This is a genomic window from Actinacidiphila sp. bgisy167, assembly GCF_965342175.1.
In the GTDB taxonomy this organism is placed as follows: domain Bacteria; phylum Actinomycetota; class Actinomycetes; order Streptomycetales; family Streptomycetaceae; genus Actinacidiphila.
In genome coordinates, this window is record NZ_CBDRBL010000033.1 from 18,939 (window position 1) to 37,782 (window position 18,844).

The 18,844-nt window shown below is 67.6% G+C and carries 12 protein-coding genes; 8 read left to right on the plus strand and 4 right to left on the minus strand.

Annotated elements, in window-relative coordinates; genetic code table 11:
* Positions 1-3: 3 nt before the first annotated feature.
* From ACRWND_RS15360 to ACRWND_RS15370, 3 genes are all read right to left on the minus strand, one after another.
* On the minus strand, positions 4-4,923 hold the full coding sequence (locus ACRWND_RS15360) for an Eco57I restriction-modification methylase domain-containing protein (RefSeq protein WP_431949477.1): 4,920 nt from the start codon (positions 4,921-4,923) through the stop codon (positions 4-6).
* 5 nt (positions 4,924-4,928) lie between these two features.
* The gene (locus ACRWND_RS15365) at positions 4,929-7,868 is read right to left on the minus strand and encodes a DEAD/DEAH box helicase (RefSeq protein WP_431949479.1); all 2,940 of its coding nucleotides are present in this window, start codon (positions 7,866-7,868) and stop codon (positions 4,929-4,931) included.
* A 63-nt stretch (positions 7,869-7,931) separates the two neighbouring features.
* On the minus strand, positions 7,932-8,999 hold the full coding sequence (locus ACRWND_RS15370; protein ID WP_431949481.1) for a serine/threonine-protein kinase: 1,068 nt from the start codon (positions 8,997-8,999) through the stop codon (positions 7,932-7,934).
* A 214-nt stretch (positions 9,000-9,213) separates the two neighbouring features.
* Between ACRWND_RS15370 and ACRWND_RS15375 the strand changes: the two genes are divergently transcribed.
* Positions 9,214-10,128 carry a DUF5655 domain-containing protein gene (locus tag ACRWND_RS15375; protein WP_431949483.1) on the plus strand — a complete coding sequence of 305 codons (915 nt, stop codon included), beginning with the start codon at positions 9,214-9,216 and terminating at the stop codon, positions 10,126-10,128.
* Between the two features lie 92 nt (positions 10,129-10,220).
* On the opposite strand, the gene ACRWND_RS15380 is transcribed toward ACRWND_RS15375, so the two are convergent.
* Positions 10,221-10,970 carry a DNA-methyltransferase gene (locus ACRWND_RS15380; protein ID WP_431949484.1) on the minus strand — a complete coding sequence of 250 codons (750 nt, stop codon included), beginning with the start codon at positions 10,968-10,970 and terminating at the stop codon, positions 10,221-10,223.
* A gap of 641 nt (positions 10,971-11,611) precedes the next feature.
* Between ACRWND_RS15380 and ACRWND_RS15385 the strand changes: the two genes are divergently transcribed.
* The 7 genes from ACRWND_RS15385 to ACRWND_RS15415 all read left to right on the plus strand — a co-directional run bounded on the left by ACRWND_RS15385 (position 11,612) and on the right by ACRWND_RS15415 (position 18,794).
* A complete protein-coding gene (locus ACRWND_RS15385) occupies positions 11,612-12,739 on the plus strand; it encodes a C40 family peptidase (RefSeq protein WP_431949486.1) in 1,128 nt (375 codons plus the stop codon).
* Positions 12,740-12,812: 73 nt separating this feature from the next.
* A complete protein-coding gene (locus ACRWND_RS15390) occupies positions 12,813-13,121 on the plus strand; it encodes a DUF6112 family protein (protein WP_132850668.1) in 309 nt (102 codons plus the stop codon).
* Positions 13,121-13,807 (plus strand): hypothetical protein, encoded by a 687-nt coding sequence (locus ACRWND_RS15395; protein ID WP_431949489.1) that lies wholly within the window; start codon positions 13,121-13,123, stop codon positions 13,805-13,807. The genes ACRWND_RS15390 and ACRWND_RS15395 overlap by 1 nt, the downstream gene beginning before the upstream one ends.
* Before the next feature lie 31 nt (positions 13,808-13,838).
* A complete protein-coding gene (locus ACRWND_RS15400) occupies positions 13,839-15,209 on the plus strand; it encodes an SCO6881 family protein (RefSeq protein WP_431949491.1) in 1,371 nt (456 codons plus the stop codon).
* Between the two features lie 90 nt (positions 15,210-15,299).
* Complete coding sequence (locus ACRWND_RS15405; RefSeq protein WP_431949493.1) at positions 15,300-16,769, plus strand: SCO6880 family protein; 1,470 nt, start codon at positions 15,300-15,302, stop codon at positions 16,767-16,769.
* Positions 16,770-16,813: 44 nt separating this feature from the next.
* Entirely contained in the window at positions 16,814-17,269 is a 456-nt protein-coding gene (locus ACRWND_RS15410; protein ID WP_431949495.1) for a DUF6238 family protein, read from the plus strand.
* 19 nt (positions 17,270-17,288) lie between these two features.
* A complete protein-coding gene (locus ACRWND_RS15415; RefSeq protein ID WP_431949497.1) occupies positions 17,289-18,794 on the plus strand; it encodes an ATP-binding protein in 1,506 nt (501 codons plus the stop codon).
* The last annotated feature ends 50 nt before the right edge of the window (positions 18,795-18,844 follow it).

Consider the following 18,844-nt stretch of genomic DNA (forward strand, 5'->3'; position numbering starts at 1 on the left):
GACTTACCTGCTTTCTACCGGAACATCGGAGGGAGCCTGCTCGGCTTCGGCGCCGCCGAGGAGGTTCCCGTGGTCCCCGTGCTCGGCGGCGTACGCGGCGTAGTCCCCGTACTCGCCGGCAAGCAACCGTGCCTTGAAGTCCGCGTGGGCGCGAGTCATCTCGGCCTCACGGTCGGGCTTCACCCAGCCTTCAGGCATCTCGGGTGTCGGATCGCCGGCGCGGGCGGCCTTCACCCACGCCTTGACGAAAGCAGCCTCCTCCGGGGTCTGGCGGATCCCGACGTTGTGGGTCGCCGCACCAATCTTGTGCCCGTCCGCGGCAAAGAACATCTCCCACTCGTACTTACGGAGCACCGCGAACTGCGACCGGTACATGGCACAAAGCTGCTCGGCGGTCAGACCGAGCATCACCGCGACGATCGCGTCGATCTCGACCAGCGCCATGCGCCGGTCGTATTCCGTGCGCAGCGGCGTCGCCATAGACCACGACGGCTCGACGCCTTGGATCTTCAGATGAGACGGCCCAGGGGCCGTCCATCGGTCCGAGAGCCAGGCGGGCTCGAACAGCTCTTTCCACAAGGGCGCGTAATCGCGGGTCAGGCAATTGAGACGGAGCGTACGAAGGAGAAGCGGGACGGTGAGGGGATGCTCGAAAGGAGCCGGGAAACTTCGCGCCATTTCCATGCTGACCTTTGATGCTCCCGAAACCTTCACGAGGTAATCCATCGGAAGGGAGGCCCATAGTCCAGCCAGAACACCCGTTCCTCTATTAGACTCGAAGGCGAGAGTGTGAACGGTGTGAACATGCGTAGGGCCGGGGGGGATCAGAGCAGCATGCAGAGATCGTTCCGTATTGGATGTCACCATGTTCCGCCAGGCAAGACGGAAGAACTCACGTGAGGGAGTCCCCTCCCAGGAACGCAGCGCCGCTAGAAACTCATCGCGAGTGCACGATCGCGCATAGTTCACCCGCGGCAGGACTGTTTCCGGAATCGACTCCAGGTCCCACACCGAGTAGTCCTTATTGGACTTACACTCCCGATTTGGCTGTTTGGCAAATGGAGTCGCGACAGAGAAGTGCGGCCCCTGCAACACCGCCTCTTCCCAAGAATCTGGCCTGCGAGTCCTCCACTCAATCACGCGATCCTTTTTGGATTTCCCTTCATCGAGCTCCAGCGACCACCAGAACTTCCTCCCCTGCACCCTCGCCGGAAATCGCGAGAGCGCGCGGAGAACCTCGTTTTCGGCAACCGTTACAGGACGGAGCGTCCGCGCCTGCTCTGCAGGCGTGCCGGGCGGGCCCACCAGTGCCGCCCAGTCAGCAAGAGTTTCACGCGTCACTCGCACGATGCGCTTTACATGCGGTCGCATATCCCAGCCACCTTCTGGGAACTGGATCGCCGGCAGCTCGCCTTGCCCCTTGTGGTCAAACGACTGATCGACGATCGACGGGTGAACCGCTCGCGCAATCTGCAGGAACTTGATATCTCTCGGCAGACCGTAGACACTAACGCCAAAGTTCTTATTGTTATCTACATCCTCGAACAAGAGGATGTTGTTTCCGAATTGGAAATGGCGCCGGAGCCTAGCGTATGTAGCCGCCCGGAACGCCCCTCCACTCGGCACGGTGAAGTGATTCTCTTCGTGGATCAGCGCGATAGACCCATGCTGGCGAATGTTGCGCCACGCCCGCTCCATGAAGCTAATGTACAGGTTCGTTTTCATCCCGGACAAAAGTGCGTGGTCCACTGAGGATCCCAGATGTTCGCTGACCCCGGCCCATGAGGCCAGATCAAGCAAGTAGGCACCCAGAGCAGACGACTCGGATAGCGCTTTCTCTTTGCGCTCAGCCTTTGCCTGAACAGGCGCATTATCGGCGAGCCCAAACCAGGCATCATGCTCAGCGACCGCAAGGTCGTCATCCCACTCGAACTTGACCCAAGGTGGGTTCCCTACCTGGAGATCAAACCCACCCTGCTCAAAGATATGTGCGAACTCCAGCTCCCAGTGGAAGAATCCTTCCCGCCGAGCAATCGCGTCGACCTCGCCGAGCCAAGGGAAACGAAGCGCCACCGTCGGCATGTCCGCACACTGGCTCATGACGCGGTCGAAGTCGTCATCTAGTGCAAGCTGTTCGAAGTCTCCAATGTCGGCGAACAGGCCAAGATTGTCCTCCAGACCAGCAGCGACCCCTCGCTTACGTGCTGCGTTGCTTGACACCTCTTTCGCTTTCGCCTTCGCTGGAGGTACCCCAAGAACAGCTTCACAGAACTCTAGCCACTCCTCGAAGGTCGGCGGTTCCGGGGTATTCAGCTGTCCCACGGGCCAGAACCAGAGAGCGCACCACGCGTCCATCACCAGTTTCAGCCGTCCGCGCGGGGCGCCCGGCTGCTGAAGTGCCTGCTCGACCTGCTCACGCGAGACAGCCCCCGAGGACTGCGGCAGAGGCCGCTCTTGGTCGACCTCCCACACGTCGACCTCCCGGCGGACCTCAGCTTCCGACACGACAAGTCGGCGCTTGGTCAGTTCCCACAGCCGCTCAACACGCCCCGCGAGCGCCAGCAGCCGCTTGGTCTGCGTCACGGACGGAGTGGTCGCCACTCTCTTGCGCCACTCCGCAAGCCTGTCCCGCTCCTCCCGTACAAGCTCCTTGGCCTGCTTGGCGTCCGCGACCGCACCCCAGCCCTTGGCTGGAAGCAGGAAATGGTGGATTTCCTCGCCAGCGCGATAGGCACTGTCTTCGGCGTCCTCCCGGAGAGGTCGGTCGATCGGCACTGTGGTCAGCCATGCCTTCCGCTTCAGCGCCCCCTTCTCGTACAGCGCCCGTCGGGCTCCGATGAGGGAGTTGCCGCGTCGCAAATGCAGGCCGAACCACGGAGCCTTCAGGCCCTCGTGCATCGCGTTCAGCCACAGCGAGACCTCAGCCAGTTCTACGGCGGTCTGGTTGAGGTCCACGCCGTACGAATTGTGCAGAGCCAGGTACGCTTTGACCTTCTGCAGCTCCGCCTCATAGCGGTCCGGCGGGAGTTGCACTTCCTGGCCCCGCTCGACGGTCAGTTCGTCCATGCGACGCTTGAGGTACTCAGCCGCGAGCTGGTTGATCGCCTCGTTGAGGAAGGCCCCCGAGCCGAGAGCCGGCTCGCACACGGTCAGGTCGAGGATGTCCCTGGCGGCGGTAGTCTCGCCATTCTGGTCGAGGAGTTCGGCCAGGGCGTGCTTGACCGTGCTGCGGGTGAGAACTTCGGGGGTGTAGTAGGAGGCGGAGCGCTGGCGCTCACGGCCCGAGAGACGGTAGACGAACGAGCCCTTCTTGTGTTCGACGCGCTTCAACGCGCCCGTGATCGGGTCGCGGCGCTTGACGAAGACGTCGTCGTCATAGTTTTCGGCTTCGCTCTGCGGGACGACCCAGGTGCCGGCCAGGCCGTCGGAGTCCGGCTTGGCGACCTCGTACAGGTCCTCATCCGCGAAGAAACCGGTGTACGACATGAGCCCCTCGTACACCGCTCCCAGCTGGTTGATGCCGAGCTGGGCGTACGAGATGAAGCCTTTGCCGTTCTTGCCCCGGCTGAGCATCAGCAGGTTCAGTACCTGCCAAAGGACCTTGTTGCGCAGCCGGGTGTCCACCTTCTCGTCATCGATGCGCACGGTGCCGATCAGCGGGGTGGCGTCGGCCTTGAACAGGTCACTGCGCAGCGACTCGAAGCGGATGCCGTCGGCGTCCAGCGTCTCGCGGTCGACCAGTTCACGGTCTTCCAGAGCACGGTGGCCCTGGTCGACGAGACGGAAAAGCAGGTCCAGGGATTCGTAAAAGTGGAACCTGTCCTGGGACTCCTCGGGCAGGTCGTAGGAGACCAGCTCGCCGAGTCGCCCCAATCCGTATCCGTCCTGGTAGGCATCGTCCTTGCTGGGCAGGATCCCCAGTTCCGGGCGGGCTTCGGCATACAGCAGGAACAGGATGCGATAGAGGTAACGCAGTGACTCACGGGTGAGTCGGGTGGCCAGTTCGTCGCGGTCACCGAGCTCGGCCGGGTCCGCAGGGTGGTCATGGATCCTATTCAGGATTTCCTGGGCGATCAGTTCGACGGACTCACGCAGGCCCTCTCGCAGCTCCTTGGAGACGCCGACCGCATGCTTGCGGCCGTTATCGACCAAGTTATCGAGGAATCCGGCGGCGCCGCCCTCAGTCAACAGAGACTCGGCGCCGAACAGCGCGGAGACGGCTTCCAGTTCGCCGCCGTCGCCGGCCAGGTTTCGGTCGAGCGCGGCATCCACGCTGACACCGAGGAACCGACCCTCGTGCCATGCCGTGCGGTCAGCGAGCAGCACGGCCCCGCCGGCGAGGAGCAGTACAAACCGCGGCGCGTAGGCGTCGTCGCAGCCGAAGAGGAAGGTGACGGCGTCCGCTGCGCTGGTGATCTCCTGCTTGCCGTCCAGCGCAATGGGGGTCAGGAGTTCGGCGCCTCCGTCTTCGACGTCGGAGACGACGAGCTCGGCGTCCGTGCTCCACGTGACATCCAGGGCGACGAGTTCGACACCGCCCGGTCCCTTCACGGCGAAGGCGACGGGTACTTCCCTGGCCTTGTCGGCGTGGAGGACCTCGAAGGCACCACGCGAGATCCTGACGTGGGTGTCGTCGCGTCGCGGCTGCTCACTGTTAAGGGAGATGTAGGCGAGAGCAGCGAGCAGTGTGTCGTTGAGGCTACGCAGCTCGGATCCGTCGGAGTCGCCCTTCTCAGTGATCCGGACCTTGGCCTTGAAGTAGCTGCGCCCTAGGTTTCGCATGCCCGAACGGGAGGTGGGCAACCCTGCCCGGTCGGCCGCCGTCCAGCGCTTACGCAGGTCCACGAGGTCCTTGGAGAAGACCTCGGCGAGATAGTGGGCGGAGATGTACTCACCGCGGTTGACGATCGCTTCGAATGCCATGGCGGTTACGCCTCCTTCTTCTCGCCGGTCCCAGTGGCCGGGACGAGGACCCCGATCACGCGGACCATCGCCTCGCCCTGCGTGGCCAGGTCCTCGATGAGCTGCTCGACCTCTATGGCCGTCTTCTCGACGCGCTGCTCTGCATCGTCACGGCGGAAACCGAAGGTAAGCTGCTCGAAGGCCGTCTCGCTCGCCTTGCGCCATGCCTGCAGGCGCTTCTCGTACTCCACCAACCGCTCGATGAGTGGTTCTTCCTGGATGGCACGCAGCTTGGTCAGATGCCGGCGGGTGGCCGCGACAGCGTCCGGCACCAAGGCCCGCAGCATGTCCAGGTCTCCCGCGAAGGGGCGGTTGAGCATCTTCGGCGCCACCCCTGCCTCATTCAGCACCTTGACCAGGTCGTCGTCGAACTCGGGGGCTCCGTGCTCCAGGCCGCTCACGCACGACCAGGCGAGGACCGTCGGGTGGCCCTTGGCATTGGAGTACATGCCCTGCATCAGGAACTTGGGGCCGTCGACGTTGGCCGTGATGACGGGGGCGGTGTTGCGGGTGAGGCGGACCAGGACCTTGTCGGTGAGCCACTCCACCAGCGGGTGCTGGTCGGTCACGAAACTGACGTCCGGCCATCCGGACGTCTCGCGCCGCGTCTGCTTGGTGATCGTGCCCTTGGGCCGTTCACCGCTCAGTTCCCGGGCGCGCTCCAGCCGCTGCTGGGCGAATGTCTGGTCGAATGTGACCCGAAGCTCCTCAAGAACGCCGCGCTCGTCAAGGTAGGTCTGGGGCAGCACGAGGAGCCGCCGCTGCAGCTCACGATCAGGACTGAACGAGAGCATCTCGGGGTGGTCCTCAGCCCACTGCATGCCGATCTTCGCCTGGGGGCTCTCGTCGTACACCTCGTCGAGCGCCTCTTCCACGAAGGCCCGCGTGGAGGCGAACAACTGGGGCACGCGGTAATGCGATCCCGTCCCGTCGACCGTGTGCTGGGCCATGAAGAGGTCGAAGGGGTCGTCCGGCTGCGCCGGGACGATCTCGTCGAACGTCTTGCCGTCCGCGAGGCCCGTCTTGATCGCGTCCTCCTCCGCGTCCTCATCTCGCAGGCCAAGAATGGAGGCGGCCTCGCCCAGAGTGCGGTGAACCTCGTACTCGCGCTCAAGCAGTCGGCGCGACACTAGTCGGTCCGCAGACGGGACGGCCGGATCCTCGTCCTGGCGGACCAGCAGCAGGGCGCGGATCTCCGGGTGCTCTTCCTGCCCATACCTGTCGATGCGGCCGTTGCGCTGCTCAATGGTGATCAGCGACCAAGGCAGGTCGTAGTGGATCATCTGGTGGCACTGACGGTGCAGGTTGACGCCCTCGGATGCGATATCGCCAGTGAGGAGGATCCGAAGGTCGGTGTCCGCCAGGCCGAAGTCCTTGACGGTCCTCTGCTGCTCATCGTCGGACAGCCCTCCGTGCAGCTGTCGGATCGCGCCGCCGGTCCTCTCCGTGCTCGCCTCGAAGCCCAGTTCTGCAGGCAGGGCCTCGTGGAGCATCTTCAGCGTGGCACGGCGTTCGGAGAAGACGACGACGCGAGTGCCGGACCCTGGGCCGACCCCCAGGCCCTTCAGCTCGGCCACCAGACGGCGGAACTTGGCAGCCTCCTGAACCGTGGGCTCGGCAGCGAGCTCGCCCAGGTTTACGAGCGCCGACCGTTCAGCGGCACGCTGCTCCCGCTTGTCCGGGTTCTCCTTGATGTCCTTGTCGATGGCCTCGATCCGGTTCTTCACCGTCTCGGCCAGCGCCTTATGTGACGAGAGGAACGCCTTCAGAAGGGTGTAGGGGAAGAGGCGGGCACCCTTGCCGCTCACCGGAGCCGACCGGCCCTGCCCAGGGTTGATCCAGACGTCGTAGAGCTCCTCGAAGATCCTCTGCTCTGCGTCGCTCGCTGGGCAGTCGAAAGCCTCGGGCTTCTTGCGACTCTTCCACTTGTGGCCGATCTCCGCCGACACATCCGGCGACATCTTGTGCCGACGCACGTAGAGGTGACCGAGTTGCGACTCGTCGTAGTCGCTGGTGTCGGGGATGGCGGTCGGGTCCAGCAGGCTCAGCAACTCCCCGAACGACTCACGCTCACCGTTGTGCGGCGTGGCGCTGGCCAGGATCAGAGCATCGGTCCTCGGTGCGAGCAGTCCCGCGAGCCGGTTGTTCTTCGTGCCCTTGTTGATCAGCTTGTGGGACTCGTCGATGACGACGGCGTCCCAGGTGACCTGCATGAGGTGGCTGCGCCACCGGTCGGAGCGCAGCGTGTCGATGGAGATGATCGCACGCTTGTAGTACGAGAAGGGATTGCGACCGGCTGGAATGTTCCGCCGGATGCGCTCGATACCGCTGGAGTCCAGGCGTACGAGAGGGATGGCGAAGCGCGTCCACAGTTCGTGCTGGAACTGCTCCAAGATCGCCTTGGGTGTCACGACGAGAATGCGCTCGCCCCGCCCCCGTCGGATGAGCTCCGAGAGGAGCAGCCCGACCTCCAGCGTCTTGCCCAGCCCGACCGCATCGGCGATGAGCAACCTGGGCCGCAGCCCCTTCAGCGCGGCTCTGGCGGGCTCCCTCTGGTAGGCGAGGTCGTCGACCAGGTGCGTGCCGACTGTCGCGAGCCGCTGCTCCGCCAGCGGCAGCGGGGTCTTACGGATCAGAGCGTCGATGAACAGTCGGGAGCGCCGGCACTCCGGGGAGGTGTCGACCACGAGGTCGGTGTCCTCGGGACGCAGGGGCGTGACCTTGTCCAGGGACTCGTGGGCGAAGAAAACAGCCCGCTGGTCGCGTACGAGCGGGGAGATCCCTCGGACGTCCAGCCTTGTCCCGTCCTGTGCCGTCTCAGACACCTCGACGACCAGCCAGTCCTCGTCCCTCGCGCGCACCTGCATGCCCGGGGCGAACTTGGCGGTGCCTACGACGCTGGTCACCGGGCTCTCTCCTTCACTCACTCTTACACTGCCTCGTTACGCGCTGTTGCGCGGCCGGCGGCCTCAGCCGCCAAAGTCGGAACGTCGGTCGCGGATCTTCCCGCGCCAGCGGTCGGCCCACGGCTCTCCCCCGCCGCTGGACGCGCCCGCGGCGGCCGGTTCGGCGGGCAAGGCCGCAACACCCGGTTCCTCCGCAACCGCCCCGGGATTCCCTGGAGCCTGCACCGCCGCTGGCGGCGGCACGGGAGGAGTCCCCTCCACCTGCAACACATCCATGAGGAACGTGTCGGGCAGCGGCGGATGCGTTGGACCGCTCACTGTCACGGCATGCTCCAGCAACCGATCCATGGCCGCCTCAAGCACAGTCTGGGCCGTGGGCCGGTCCTCTGGAGCGTAGGACAGTGCACTGACAACCACGTCTCGCAGGCTCTCCGGCAGACCGGAAAGGTCAGGATCCGTATCGAGCATCCGCTGCACCGGCATATCAGCGTAAAACGGTGGATGCCCTGTCGCGGCATGCACGATCGTCGCGCCCAGGCTGTACACGTCGGCCGGCTCACTCGCCTTACGGGAGTCCTTCGCCTGCTCCGGGGCCATGTACGCGAGCGTTCCGACGGGAGAGTCTCCGGACGTGAGCCCGGTCGCCCCACCCACGTGGGAGACGCCGAAGTCGATCACGCGCGTGCCATGGGTCGTCACCAGTACGTTGCTGGGTTTCAGATCTCGGTGGAGAAGGTGGACGGAGTGGATGTGGATCAGCGCCTCGGACAGGCTCGCGGCCAGCCACCAGCCTCCAAGCTCACTGACCGGCCCATGCTGGTCGAGCAGCCTCGCGAGCGAGGGCGCATGGATGTACTCGGTCGCGATCCAAGGCTGCTCGGCGTCGGGGTCGGCGTCCACGAGCGCGGCCGTATGGAATCCGCCGACGCGCCGGATGGCCTCCAACTCCTGGGCGAAGCGCTGGCGGAAGTACGGCTGGTCCGCCAGCGCGGGCTTCACGACCTTGATCGCCACAGGACGAGGGCTGCGGTAACCGAGATAGACGACGCCCATCGCGCCCTGGCCGAGACGCCCGGTCAAACGGAAACCCGCGATCTCTCGGGGGTCCTTGTCCCGCAGCGGCTCGAACACCCTCGCCCCCGTTCCGTGTCCGAGCGCACACACGTGACGCACAACACACGAAGAACCACAAGTCAACAACGAGAGGTTATCAGCGGCGCGGGCTTCCGCTCGTGCCCTCTCGAGATCTCGACCAAGGCGTATTTGAGCATCGCCCCATGCCGGAATAAACACCCCCCGACCTCGATTGTTCCTTCCCGTCGATCAAGGTGGGGCGGGGAGGCTCATGAGCAACCTGAAGGTCTTCAGGGTGAGAGGCCGACAGGCGACGGAGGTGCCGGGGGCCTCCGTGGGGGTGGAGGTCGATCTGCAGCGGCTGATCGAGGCCAACATGGAGGCGATGCTCGGCATCCGCTTCCTGGCGACCGAGTATCGCACCGGCCATCACGGCGGCCGGATCGACTCCCTCGGGCTGGACGAGAACGGCACGCCCGTCATCGTGGAGTACAAGCGCAACCGCGACCAGAACGTCATCAGCCAGGGGCTTTCATACCTGTGGTGGCTCCACGACCACCACCACGAGTTCGAGAGCCTGACCCGGGAGAAGCTCGGCGACGAGGCTGCCGCGGAGATCGGCTGGAGCGCTCCGCGGATCGTCTGCGTCGCCGGCGCCTTCACCCACCACGACACGGTGGCTGTGGAGATGATCGGCCACCGGATCGACCTGGTGACGTACCGGGTCTTCGAGGACGTGCTGACGCTGCAGCTCATTGCGTCAGCCGGCGGGAGCCGCACCTCTGCGCGGGGCAGAGCGTCGGGATCGGCCCGCGCAACGTCTGCGGCACCGAAGTCGGTCCAGCAGTATCTCGACGAGTCGCCCGAGGATCTCAAGGAGCTGTACGCGGACCTCGACGAGCTGCTGCTGTCCCACCGAGATGTACTCAAGGAGCCCCAGCTCCACTACGTCGCATACCGGCGGATCATGAACGTGGCCACGGTGCGCGTGCAGCCGCGCAACCGGCTGCTCGTGGTCAATCTGAGGCTCGATCCGGACACAGTCGAGCTGCAGGAGGGCTTCTCCCGCGACATGCGCGGTGTGGGTGTCCTTGGAATCCGAGACGGAGTCGAGGTGCGGATCGGCTCACGTGAGGACCTCGCACGAGCGACCGATCTGATACAGCGGAGCATCGAGGCCGGGTAACTCTCCCTACAGCAAAGGGCGGTTGTTCCACCAGCATGGTGGAACAACCGCCCCTTCTGCGTTCGGGCTCTGCCGCCCGGGGCTTCTCGGTCTCACTCTTCGGGCCCGGCGAGTTCGAAGTCGTCCTGGGTCAGCGCACCTCGCAGCCGCTGTTCGGCGATGTCGGCGTAGTGCTCGGAGAGCTCGGCTCCGATGAATTTGCGACCCTCGCGCAGGGCGGCGACGCCGGTCGTACCGGAGCCGGTGAAGGGGTCGAGGACCGTTCCGCCCGGCGGACAGATCTTCACCAGCTCCTGCATCACTTCCACGGGCTTCTGTGTGATGTGCACGCGGTCCTTCCTGGGCTGACTCGCGGTGTAGAGGCCCGGCAGGTAGACGGGGTTCCGGTCGGGGTCGACCGCGCCCTTGGTGCCCCAGACGATGTACTCGCAGGACTGCTTGAGCCGCCCCTTCTGCGGTCGGGAGACCGGCTTGTGCCACGAGGCGATGCCGCGCCAGGTCCAGCCGGCCGCCTGGAGGGCGTCGGTGGTGGTGGGCAGCTGCCTCCAGTCGGTGAAGACGAGTGCGGCGCCGGACTCGACGGTGGCCCGGTAGGACTCGGTGAGCAGGAGGGTGAGCCAGAAGCCGTACGAACGCTGGTCGCGGTTCTCGCCGGGGAAGTTGGCGAGGTCGTGCTCAGCGTCGCCCGAGGTGTACTTCGCGCGGGCACTACGGCCGGTTCGCTCGCTGCTGGTTCGGCCGCCGCTGTTGTAGGGCGGGTCCATGATGACGGCATCGACGCTGTTGTCGGGGATGCCGGCGAGGGCGGTCAGCGCGTCGCCTCGGTGCAGGGTGTACGGCATTGCGCGGTTCTCTCTTTCCGAAGGGAGGGTCGTGCGCCTGATTCCGCGTTCCCGGAATTCTGCACACGCCAGCGTGGGTCGCTCCCGGCCGCCGCATAGACAGCCGCCCGGGGCGAGCAATGGGCTGGAGAGTAACCGTCATTCCCGGCCGCGCCTAACGATGCTCTGCTACCGGATGACGGGTCCCGGCCGCCGGACGAGGCGTCGTTTGGTGCGGCCGGAATCCGTCTCTACAGTCTCGCCGTGTTCGACGGACGGGGCCTGGCTTCGCCTCCTTTGAGCTGTGTTGCTCCGTGTTGTCCCGTCCAGATGACGACGTGGGCAGCGCTCATGAAGCGGCGCGAAATTTCGACGGGAGAGATTCTCCATGTGGCGTGTGAGATTACGAGCGCGGCTGGCTGCCGCATCTCAGCAAAGGGGTTTCCGGAGTTCGGGAGTTAGCCGCTCCCGACCTCCGGACTCTCCATTCCCTGATCCCAGGTGATGTGAATTCCTGACCGGCGCGGTGCCGGTGACCTTTTCGACGAGAACGCTGGTGCCGCGCTGCCTTCGAGTAAGGAGCTGCTGATGCAGCATGCCCAGGCACGCCCATCTCCGGAGCACGGCTCCCACACCCACCCCTTGGCGGACGGCTCGCGATCGTGAAGGCGGGCGCGGCGATAGTCGGGGCCGTCGCGCTCGGTCCGCTGCTGCTGGTCGCCCCGCTCGCCATGGCTCTGGCCGGTGCCAGCAGTGCCCAGGCCGCCTGCGCGGGCGGCAATACACAGGCTGTGGATTCTGCTGCGGTCGCCAAGCAGGTGGAGTCGATCCTCAAGGGCGGCGGCAAGGCCGCGGTGTCGGTCCCGGGCTTGGACGATCCTGCGGAGCAGATCCCGAACGCCAGGACGATCCAGGCCACCGGCGTCGCCATGAAGGTGCCGGCCCGGGGGCAGATCGTGGCCCTGGCCACGGCCCTGCAGGAGTCGGGGCTGCGGAATCTGGACTACGGCGACCGGGATTCGCTCGGCCTCTTCCAGCAGCGTCCCAGCCAGGGCTGGGGAACGGCCCAGCAGGTCCGCGATCCGGTGCACGCCTCGACGAAGTTCTACGAGGCGCTGCTCAAGGTCTCGGGCTGGCAGTCCATGACCGTCACGCAGGCCGCGCAGGCGGTCCAGAAGAGCGGCTTCCCCGACGCCTACGCCAAGTGGGAGCCGCTGGCCACGGCTCTGCAGAGGGCCATCGCCAAGTCGCTGTCAACCGAGTCGAGTTCTGGCAAGGGCGACGAGAACGAGCAGACGTATTCGGTGCCTGGCGGGTGCGGCACCGGTGAGGACGGGGCCAAGTTCGGTCCGATCCCCGCCGGCTCCGTCCCCAAGAGCTACAAGATCCCGGCTGATGCGCCCAAGTCGATCCGCACCGCCATCCGCTGGGGCCTGGGCCAGCTCGGCACTCCGTATCAGTGGGGTGGCGCGTGCACCAATCCGCACGGCCAGGACCCGATGGGCCGCTGCGACTGCTCGTCCCTGATGCAGGCGTCGTACAAGGCCGGCGGCATCTCGCTCTCCCGGACCACGTACACGCAGGTAAAGGACGGCAAGGCGGTCGGTGTCGACGCCCTCAAGCCGGGCGATCTCCTCTTCACCCGCGGTACGGCCCAAGTCCCAGAGCACGTCGGGATGTTCATCGGTGACGGCCTGATCCTGCACGCTCCGCGCACCGGTGACGTGGTCAAGATCTCGACCCTCGCCGACTGGCGGCCGGACGTCCTCGCCGCCCGCCGGATCGTCTGACCACCCCTTCCTCTCCCCTCTCGCACCTCCCTCTCCGGGCCTTCGCACGCCCTAAAATCGCACTGGAGTTCCAATGAAGCTCATTCAGCACGCCCAGATCCTGGCGTACAACCCCGGCGTCACGCCGAGCGAGGGCGGCCTGCCCGGTCTCGACGTCCTGAAGAAGGTCATGGGCAGCATCAACCTGTTCGGCATCATCGCCGTGGTCGGCGCCCTCGCCATCTCCGCCCTCGTCTGGGCCTGGGGCCACCACAGCGGCGGCCACCAGGCGGAGGCCAACGGCAAGAAGGGCACTGTCGTCGCCGCCGGCTGCGCGCTGCTGCTCGGCGCGGCCAACGGCATCGTGGCGTTCTTCTCGGCGATGGGGACGCAGGTTCACTGATGTCGAAGGAACGTTTCCCCTCCGCCAGCCAGCGAAGGCATGGCGCCCCGTCCTCGGTTCTGCGCCGCGCCTCGATCGGCGGCATCGTCCTCGCTGTTCTGCTGGCCATCGCCGGTCTGGTCGCGTACGCCACCCGTACGGAGAGCCCAGCCCCGTCGAAGGCCACCCCTACGCCGGCATCCTCCTCGGCATCCCCCTCCCCGGCCGCCACCACGCGCACCGGGGCGGCGGTGGCCGCCCCGCCCAGGACGACCGATCCGATCGCGTTCGCCAAGGCCGCCACCAAGGTCCTGTGGACGTACGACACCCGCTCCTTCTCGCAGGCCGAGCACCTTGCCGGCCTCAAGCAGTGGATGACCGACGAGAAGAAGTACGCCGACTGGAAGTCGGTCTCGAACCAGGTGCCCAGTCCGGTGCTGTGGTCGCGGATGCACGACAACGGTCAGCACGCCAGCGCCACGGTCGGCGAGGGCCACTTCCCGCAGGCGTTCAAGACCGCCCTGGCCCAGGACCCCGGCGCGATCACCGAGGCGTACGTCTACGCCATCACGGTCACCGGCAAGCAGTCCATCGCCTGGAAGGGCTCCGGCGCCGGAGCCGAGTCCCGCTCGACGACCCTCGCCGTCCAGTGCCGACCGCACCAGGACTGCGCCCTCGTCGGGGTCCTGCCGAACGTCGCGCCGTGATCGCCCTCAACCCGCGAAAGGAGGTGCCCTCATGGGGGCTTGTGACCTTCCTCTGATGAGCACCGTCTGCAACACCGTCGGCGGTGTCGTCGGTTCGACCGGCGAGGCGATCACGGTCGGCATCGGCGCCTGGATCGCCAAGTCGATGGGCGAGATGGCCCAGGCCGCCGCGGACCTGGCTTCGAAGGCCGTCGACAGGACCACAGCCATCGATCTCAACGCCGAGTGGTTCAGGAGCAACTACGAGCTGATCCTGCCTATCGGCCTCATCCTCACCGTCGGCACGTTCTGCCTGCAGCTCACCCGCGCCGCCTGGCGTCGGGACGAACGCGCCCTTGTTCAGGCGGTCTACGGAACGGTGGCCGGAGTGCTGTTCGCCTTCGCCGCCATCGCCTGCACCACCGTCGCGATCACTGTGGTCGACGCGCTCAGCGCCGGCCTCTTCAAGGCGGCCAACACCTCCGTGGACGACGCCGTCCGCCGCATCATCGCGGTCAACAACCTGGGGCCCATGTACGCCCTGGGCTGGACTCTCCCAGCCATCGCCGCGCTCGGTTGCGCGGTGGGGGCCTTCCTGTACTGGGCGGTGATGGTCGCCCGCAAGGTCGGCATCCTGGTCCTGGTCACCCTGGCCGTATTCGCCGGGGCCGGCGGCGGCTGGGAGGTCGCACGGCGCTGGCGACGCGGCTGGATCGAGGCGACCAGCACCCTGATCGTCTCCAAGCTCCTGATGACCATCGTGTTCCTGCTGGGCGTCTCGGCCATGGGCAAGACCGACGCGAGCGACGGACTCAGCGCCCTGTCGGACGCGATCGCGGGCATCGTCGTGATGGTCCTGGTACTGCTCTGCCCCTACGCCACGTACAAGTTCGTCCACTGGGCGGCCGACGGCGGCGGCCACGACGACCTGCACCGCACCGGTGTCGCAGGCATGGCGGTCGCCGCAGGGGCGGCGAAGACCGCGGGGCAGCTCGCGGTCCAGGCCGGCACCGGGATGCGGGCTCCGCAGGGGCCAGCGAAGGTGCCGGGCCAGGGCTCCGGTGGCGTCGCCTCCGGGATCGACCCGACGGGCGGATCCGGTGGTGAGGCCAAGCCGAAGCAGACCCACTTCCGCTTCGGTGAGGATCCGAACGCGACCGGCGACAAGGGTCAGGCGCTGATCCGCCGTCCTCCCACGGACGGCGACCGCGGAGTCCCGCTCATCCAGCGCCCCGGTGGCAGCGAGGCGTCCGACTCGGCGCCGGTGGTCTCCGGACCGACGCCACAGGGCGCCTCGGTCGCGCCGCCGCAGGTCACGCACCTGGACCCGCCGGCACCACGGCGCGGCGGTCCTCCGCCACAGGGTGGCGCCACCCCGCAGCGGTGGATCTATCCCGGACCAGCGGATCGATCGGGCTCGTAGCCCGCAGCTGACGGGGCGGGCCGAGGCCCGCCCGGCCCGCCCCGTCCTCCTCTTCTTCCTTCTCTTCGACGTTCCAAGGACGGCTTCGCCATGCTCTCTGACGCTCCACACCCCGATGGTCCGGCCACCGTCAAGTTCCCTCATCGCTCGCGCCGGGGCGTGTTGCTCGGTCTCTCGGCTCCTCAGCTGATCGTCGTCGCGGCCTGCGGTCTGCTCCTGCTCGGGGTGCTGCTGACCTCCGGTGTGACCGGAGCGCTCAAGCTCGTACCGCTGTTGGCCGTCGTCCTCGCGGGGGTCTTCATCCGCCACCGCGGGCGCTCGCTCGCCGACTGGGCGCCGATCGCGACCCGGTACGCGCTCCGCCGCTTCCGCGGTCAGCTGATCTGGCTCACCCGCCCGTCGACCCGACCGCAGCGGGAGGGCCTTCTCCACCTGCCCGGCACGGCCGCGTCGCTGCGGGTGGTCACCTCGCCGGACGGCCGCCTCGGCGCGGTGCACGATCCGCACCAGGCCACCCTCGCCGCCGTGGTGAAGGTCTCCTCCCGCGCCTTCGCCCTGCTCGACCCCGCCACCCAGACCGGCAACGTCTCCGGCTGGGGCCACACCCTGGCCGCGCTCGCGCGCACCGGCCACATCGCCCGCGTCCAGGTGTTGGAGCGCACCGTCCCCGACTCCGGCGACGCGCTCAACCGCTACTGGCACGAGCACGGCAACGTCCAGACCCCGCTTGCCGGTCCGATCTACGGCGACCTGCTGGCCGCCGCTGGCCCCGCCGCCGCACCCCATGAGGCGTACGTCTCCCTCGCCCTCGATCTCAAGGCGGCCCGGCACCTGATCAACCAGGCCGGCGGCGGGCTCACCGGGGCCTTCGCCGTTCTGTCCCAGCTCGCCTCCACCTTCGATCAGGCCGCCCGGACCTCCGGGCTCATGCCCGGGGGCTGGCTGCCCGCGCGCGAGATCGCCGCCGTGATCCGCACCGCGTACGACCCCAAGGCGTCGGCCGCGCTCGACCGGTGGTCCGACTCGGGCCGTCCGCAGGCCGACCCCGCTGCCGCCGGGCCGGTCGTCCTGGTCGAGAAGGCCGACCGCATCCAGACCGACTCGGCCCACCACGCCACGTTCTGGATCGAGAACTGGCCTCGCATCGATACCAGCCCCGGCTTCCTTCACCAGCTGCTGTTCACCACCGGCGTGCGCCGCACCCTCTCGCTGACCTACGAGCCCAAGGGACTGGACGCCGCCCTCAAGGACGTTCAGCGCAAGAAGGCCACCGTGATCGCGGACGCCGCCGAGCGGGCCCGCAAGGGCCAGGTCGACTCCGAGGAGGACTCGGTCGAGTACGCCGACATCAAGCAGCGCGAGCGCCAGCTCATCGCGGGGCACGCCGATGTCGCGCTCACCGGGTTGCTCACCGTGAGCGCGGACACCAGCGAGGAACTCAACGCCGCCTGCGCCGCCATCGAGACCGCGGCCGTCGCCGCCCTCGTCGACCTGCGCCTGCTGACCTGGCAGCAGGCCGAAGCCTTCACCAACGCCGCTCTGCCGCTCGCCCGCCTGTAGCGCGGCCCAGCACCACCGACCGCGCTCTACCGAAGGGCACTCCCATGCCGACCGAGCCCCTGCCCGAACTGGCTCCGGACTTCGTCCCGTTCGCCACCGCCGCGCTCGACTTCCACCGGGCCATCAACATGCCCGTCGCCCCGGTCGCCGCCAGCCGCACCGAACTGGACTCCCTGCACGCCCATCTGGTCGCCCTGTACGGCCTGCTGGACGCGCACACCGCGCGGACTTCTCCAGTGGCCGCAGCCGAGGGTGATCACCTCAGGGCCTGCCGTATCCGGCTGTGGCAGGCAGCCGAGCACCTCCACGCCGCGTATCACGCGGCCCCGCAGCGACTCACCGGCCGCCTCCCCACGCGGGAGGCGTGCCGGGCCCGCCTTCCCGAGGGCGCCCCCGACCTCACCGTGTGCCAGCGCCACCTGGCCACCGCCGCCCGCGTCCGCCGTGACCACACCCCGGCCGACCTGCGCGACCCCTTCACCGGCCTCACCCGCCACTGACCACCGGAGCACCACCGCCATGCCCAACCGCACCACCCGCGCCAGCGCCAGCCCGCTGTTCGTCCCCCGCAAGACCGACCGCCGCACGGCCCGCGCCGCCCGCGACCAGTTCGCCGCCGCCCGCGACAAGGCCCGCCACGCGGCCCGGCCCGAAGCCCGCCGTACCGAGACCGGCATCGATCCCGAACTGCGCGCCACCTACTCGGCCGCCGGCCGACCGGGTCCCGCATCCGCCCGCGGCGGCCGTCTCAAGCTCCCCGCCCACCGGATGACCACCGCCACCGCGTCCGGCGCCTACCCCTTCCTCGCCGAGGGCGGCCTGGGCGCCCAGGGCATCTACGTCGGCCGCGACGTGCACGCAGAAGCCGCCTTCACCTACGACCCGTTCGCGCTGTACGGTCGGCTCGACGGCTTCACGAACCCGAACATCCTCCTGGCCGGGATCATCGGCATGGGCAAGTCCGCCCTGGCCAAGTCCCTCGCCGTGCGCGCCGTCGCCTTCGGCTACCGCATCTACGTGCCCTGCGACCCCAAGGGCGAATGGACAGTGGTCGCCCAGGCGCTGGGCGGACAGACCATCGCACTCGGCCCCGGCCTCCCCGGTCGGCTCAATCCGCTGGACGCCCCCGCCAGGCCGTTCGGCGTCAGCCCGGAGGACTGGGCGGGCGAGGTCCGCAAGCGGCGCCTGCTTCTCCTAGGCTCGCTCGCGAAGACGGTCCTACGGCGCGACCTGCACCCGATGGAACACACCGCCCTGGACGTGGCGCTCGACCACGCCGTCGTACGCGCCGAAGCAGCCGGGACCACCCCGCTGCTCGGTGACGTGGCATACGTACTCGGCTCGCCCGAGCGGCTCGACGCTGCGCTCGGTGACCTGTCCGGACGCCTGGGACGGGCGGCCGAGGACCTGGCCCACGCGCTGCGGCGCCTCGTGCACGGCGACCTGGCCGGCATGTTCGACGCGCCGAGCACCGTGGCCTTCGACCCGGCCGCGCCGATGCTCTCCATCGACCTGTCCCGGCTCGGCGGCGCCGGCGACGACACCGCGCTCGTCCTGGCGATGACCTGCGCCTCCGCGTGGATGGAGTCCGCGCTCTCCGACCCCACCGGCGGACGACGCTGGGTGATCTACGACGAGGCATGGCGCGTGATGCGACACGTCGCCCTGCTGGAACGCATGCAGAGCCAGTGGAAGCTCAGCCGAGGGCTCGGCATCGCCAACATGATGGTCATCCACCGCCTCAGCGACCTCCTCACCGCGGGCGACGCCGGCTCCCGGGGCCGCGCGCTCGCCGAGGGCCTGCTCACCGACTGCTCCACTCGCATCATCTACCGCCAGGAAGCCGACCAACTCGCCTCTGCGGCTTCCCTGCTGGGCCTCACCGGCGTCGAGACCCAGGCCGTCTCCGCTCTCACCAAGGGGCGCGGTCTGTGGAAGGTCGCAGGCCGGTCGTTCATCACTCAACATCTTCTCCACCCGCACGAGCGCGAGCTGTTCGACACCGACTCCCGGATGCACGCCTGAGCCGTCCGTTCGCGATCAAGGCCCTCCTGGGGAGCCGACGCATCGCCCGC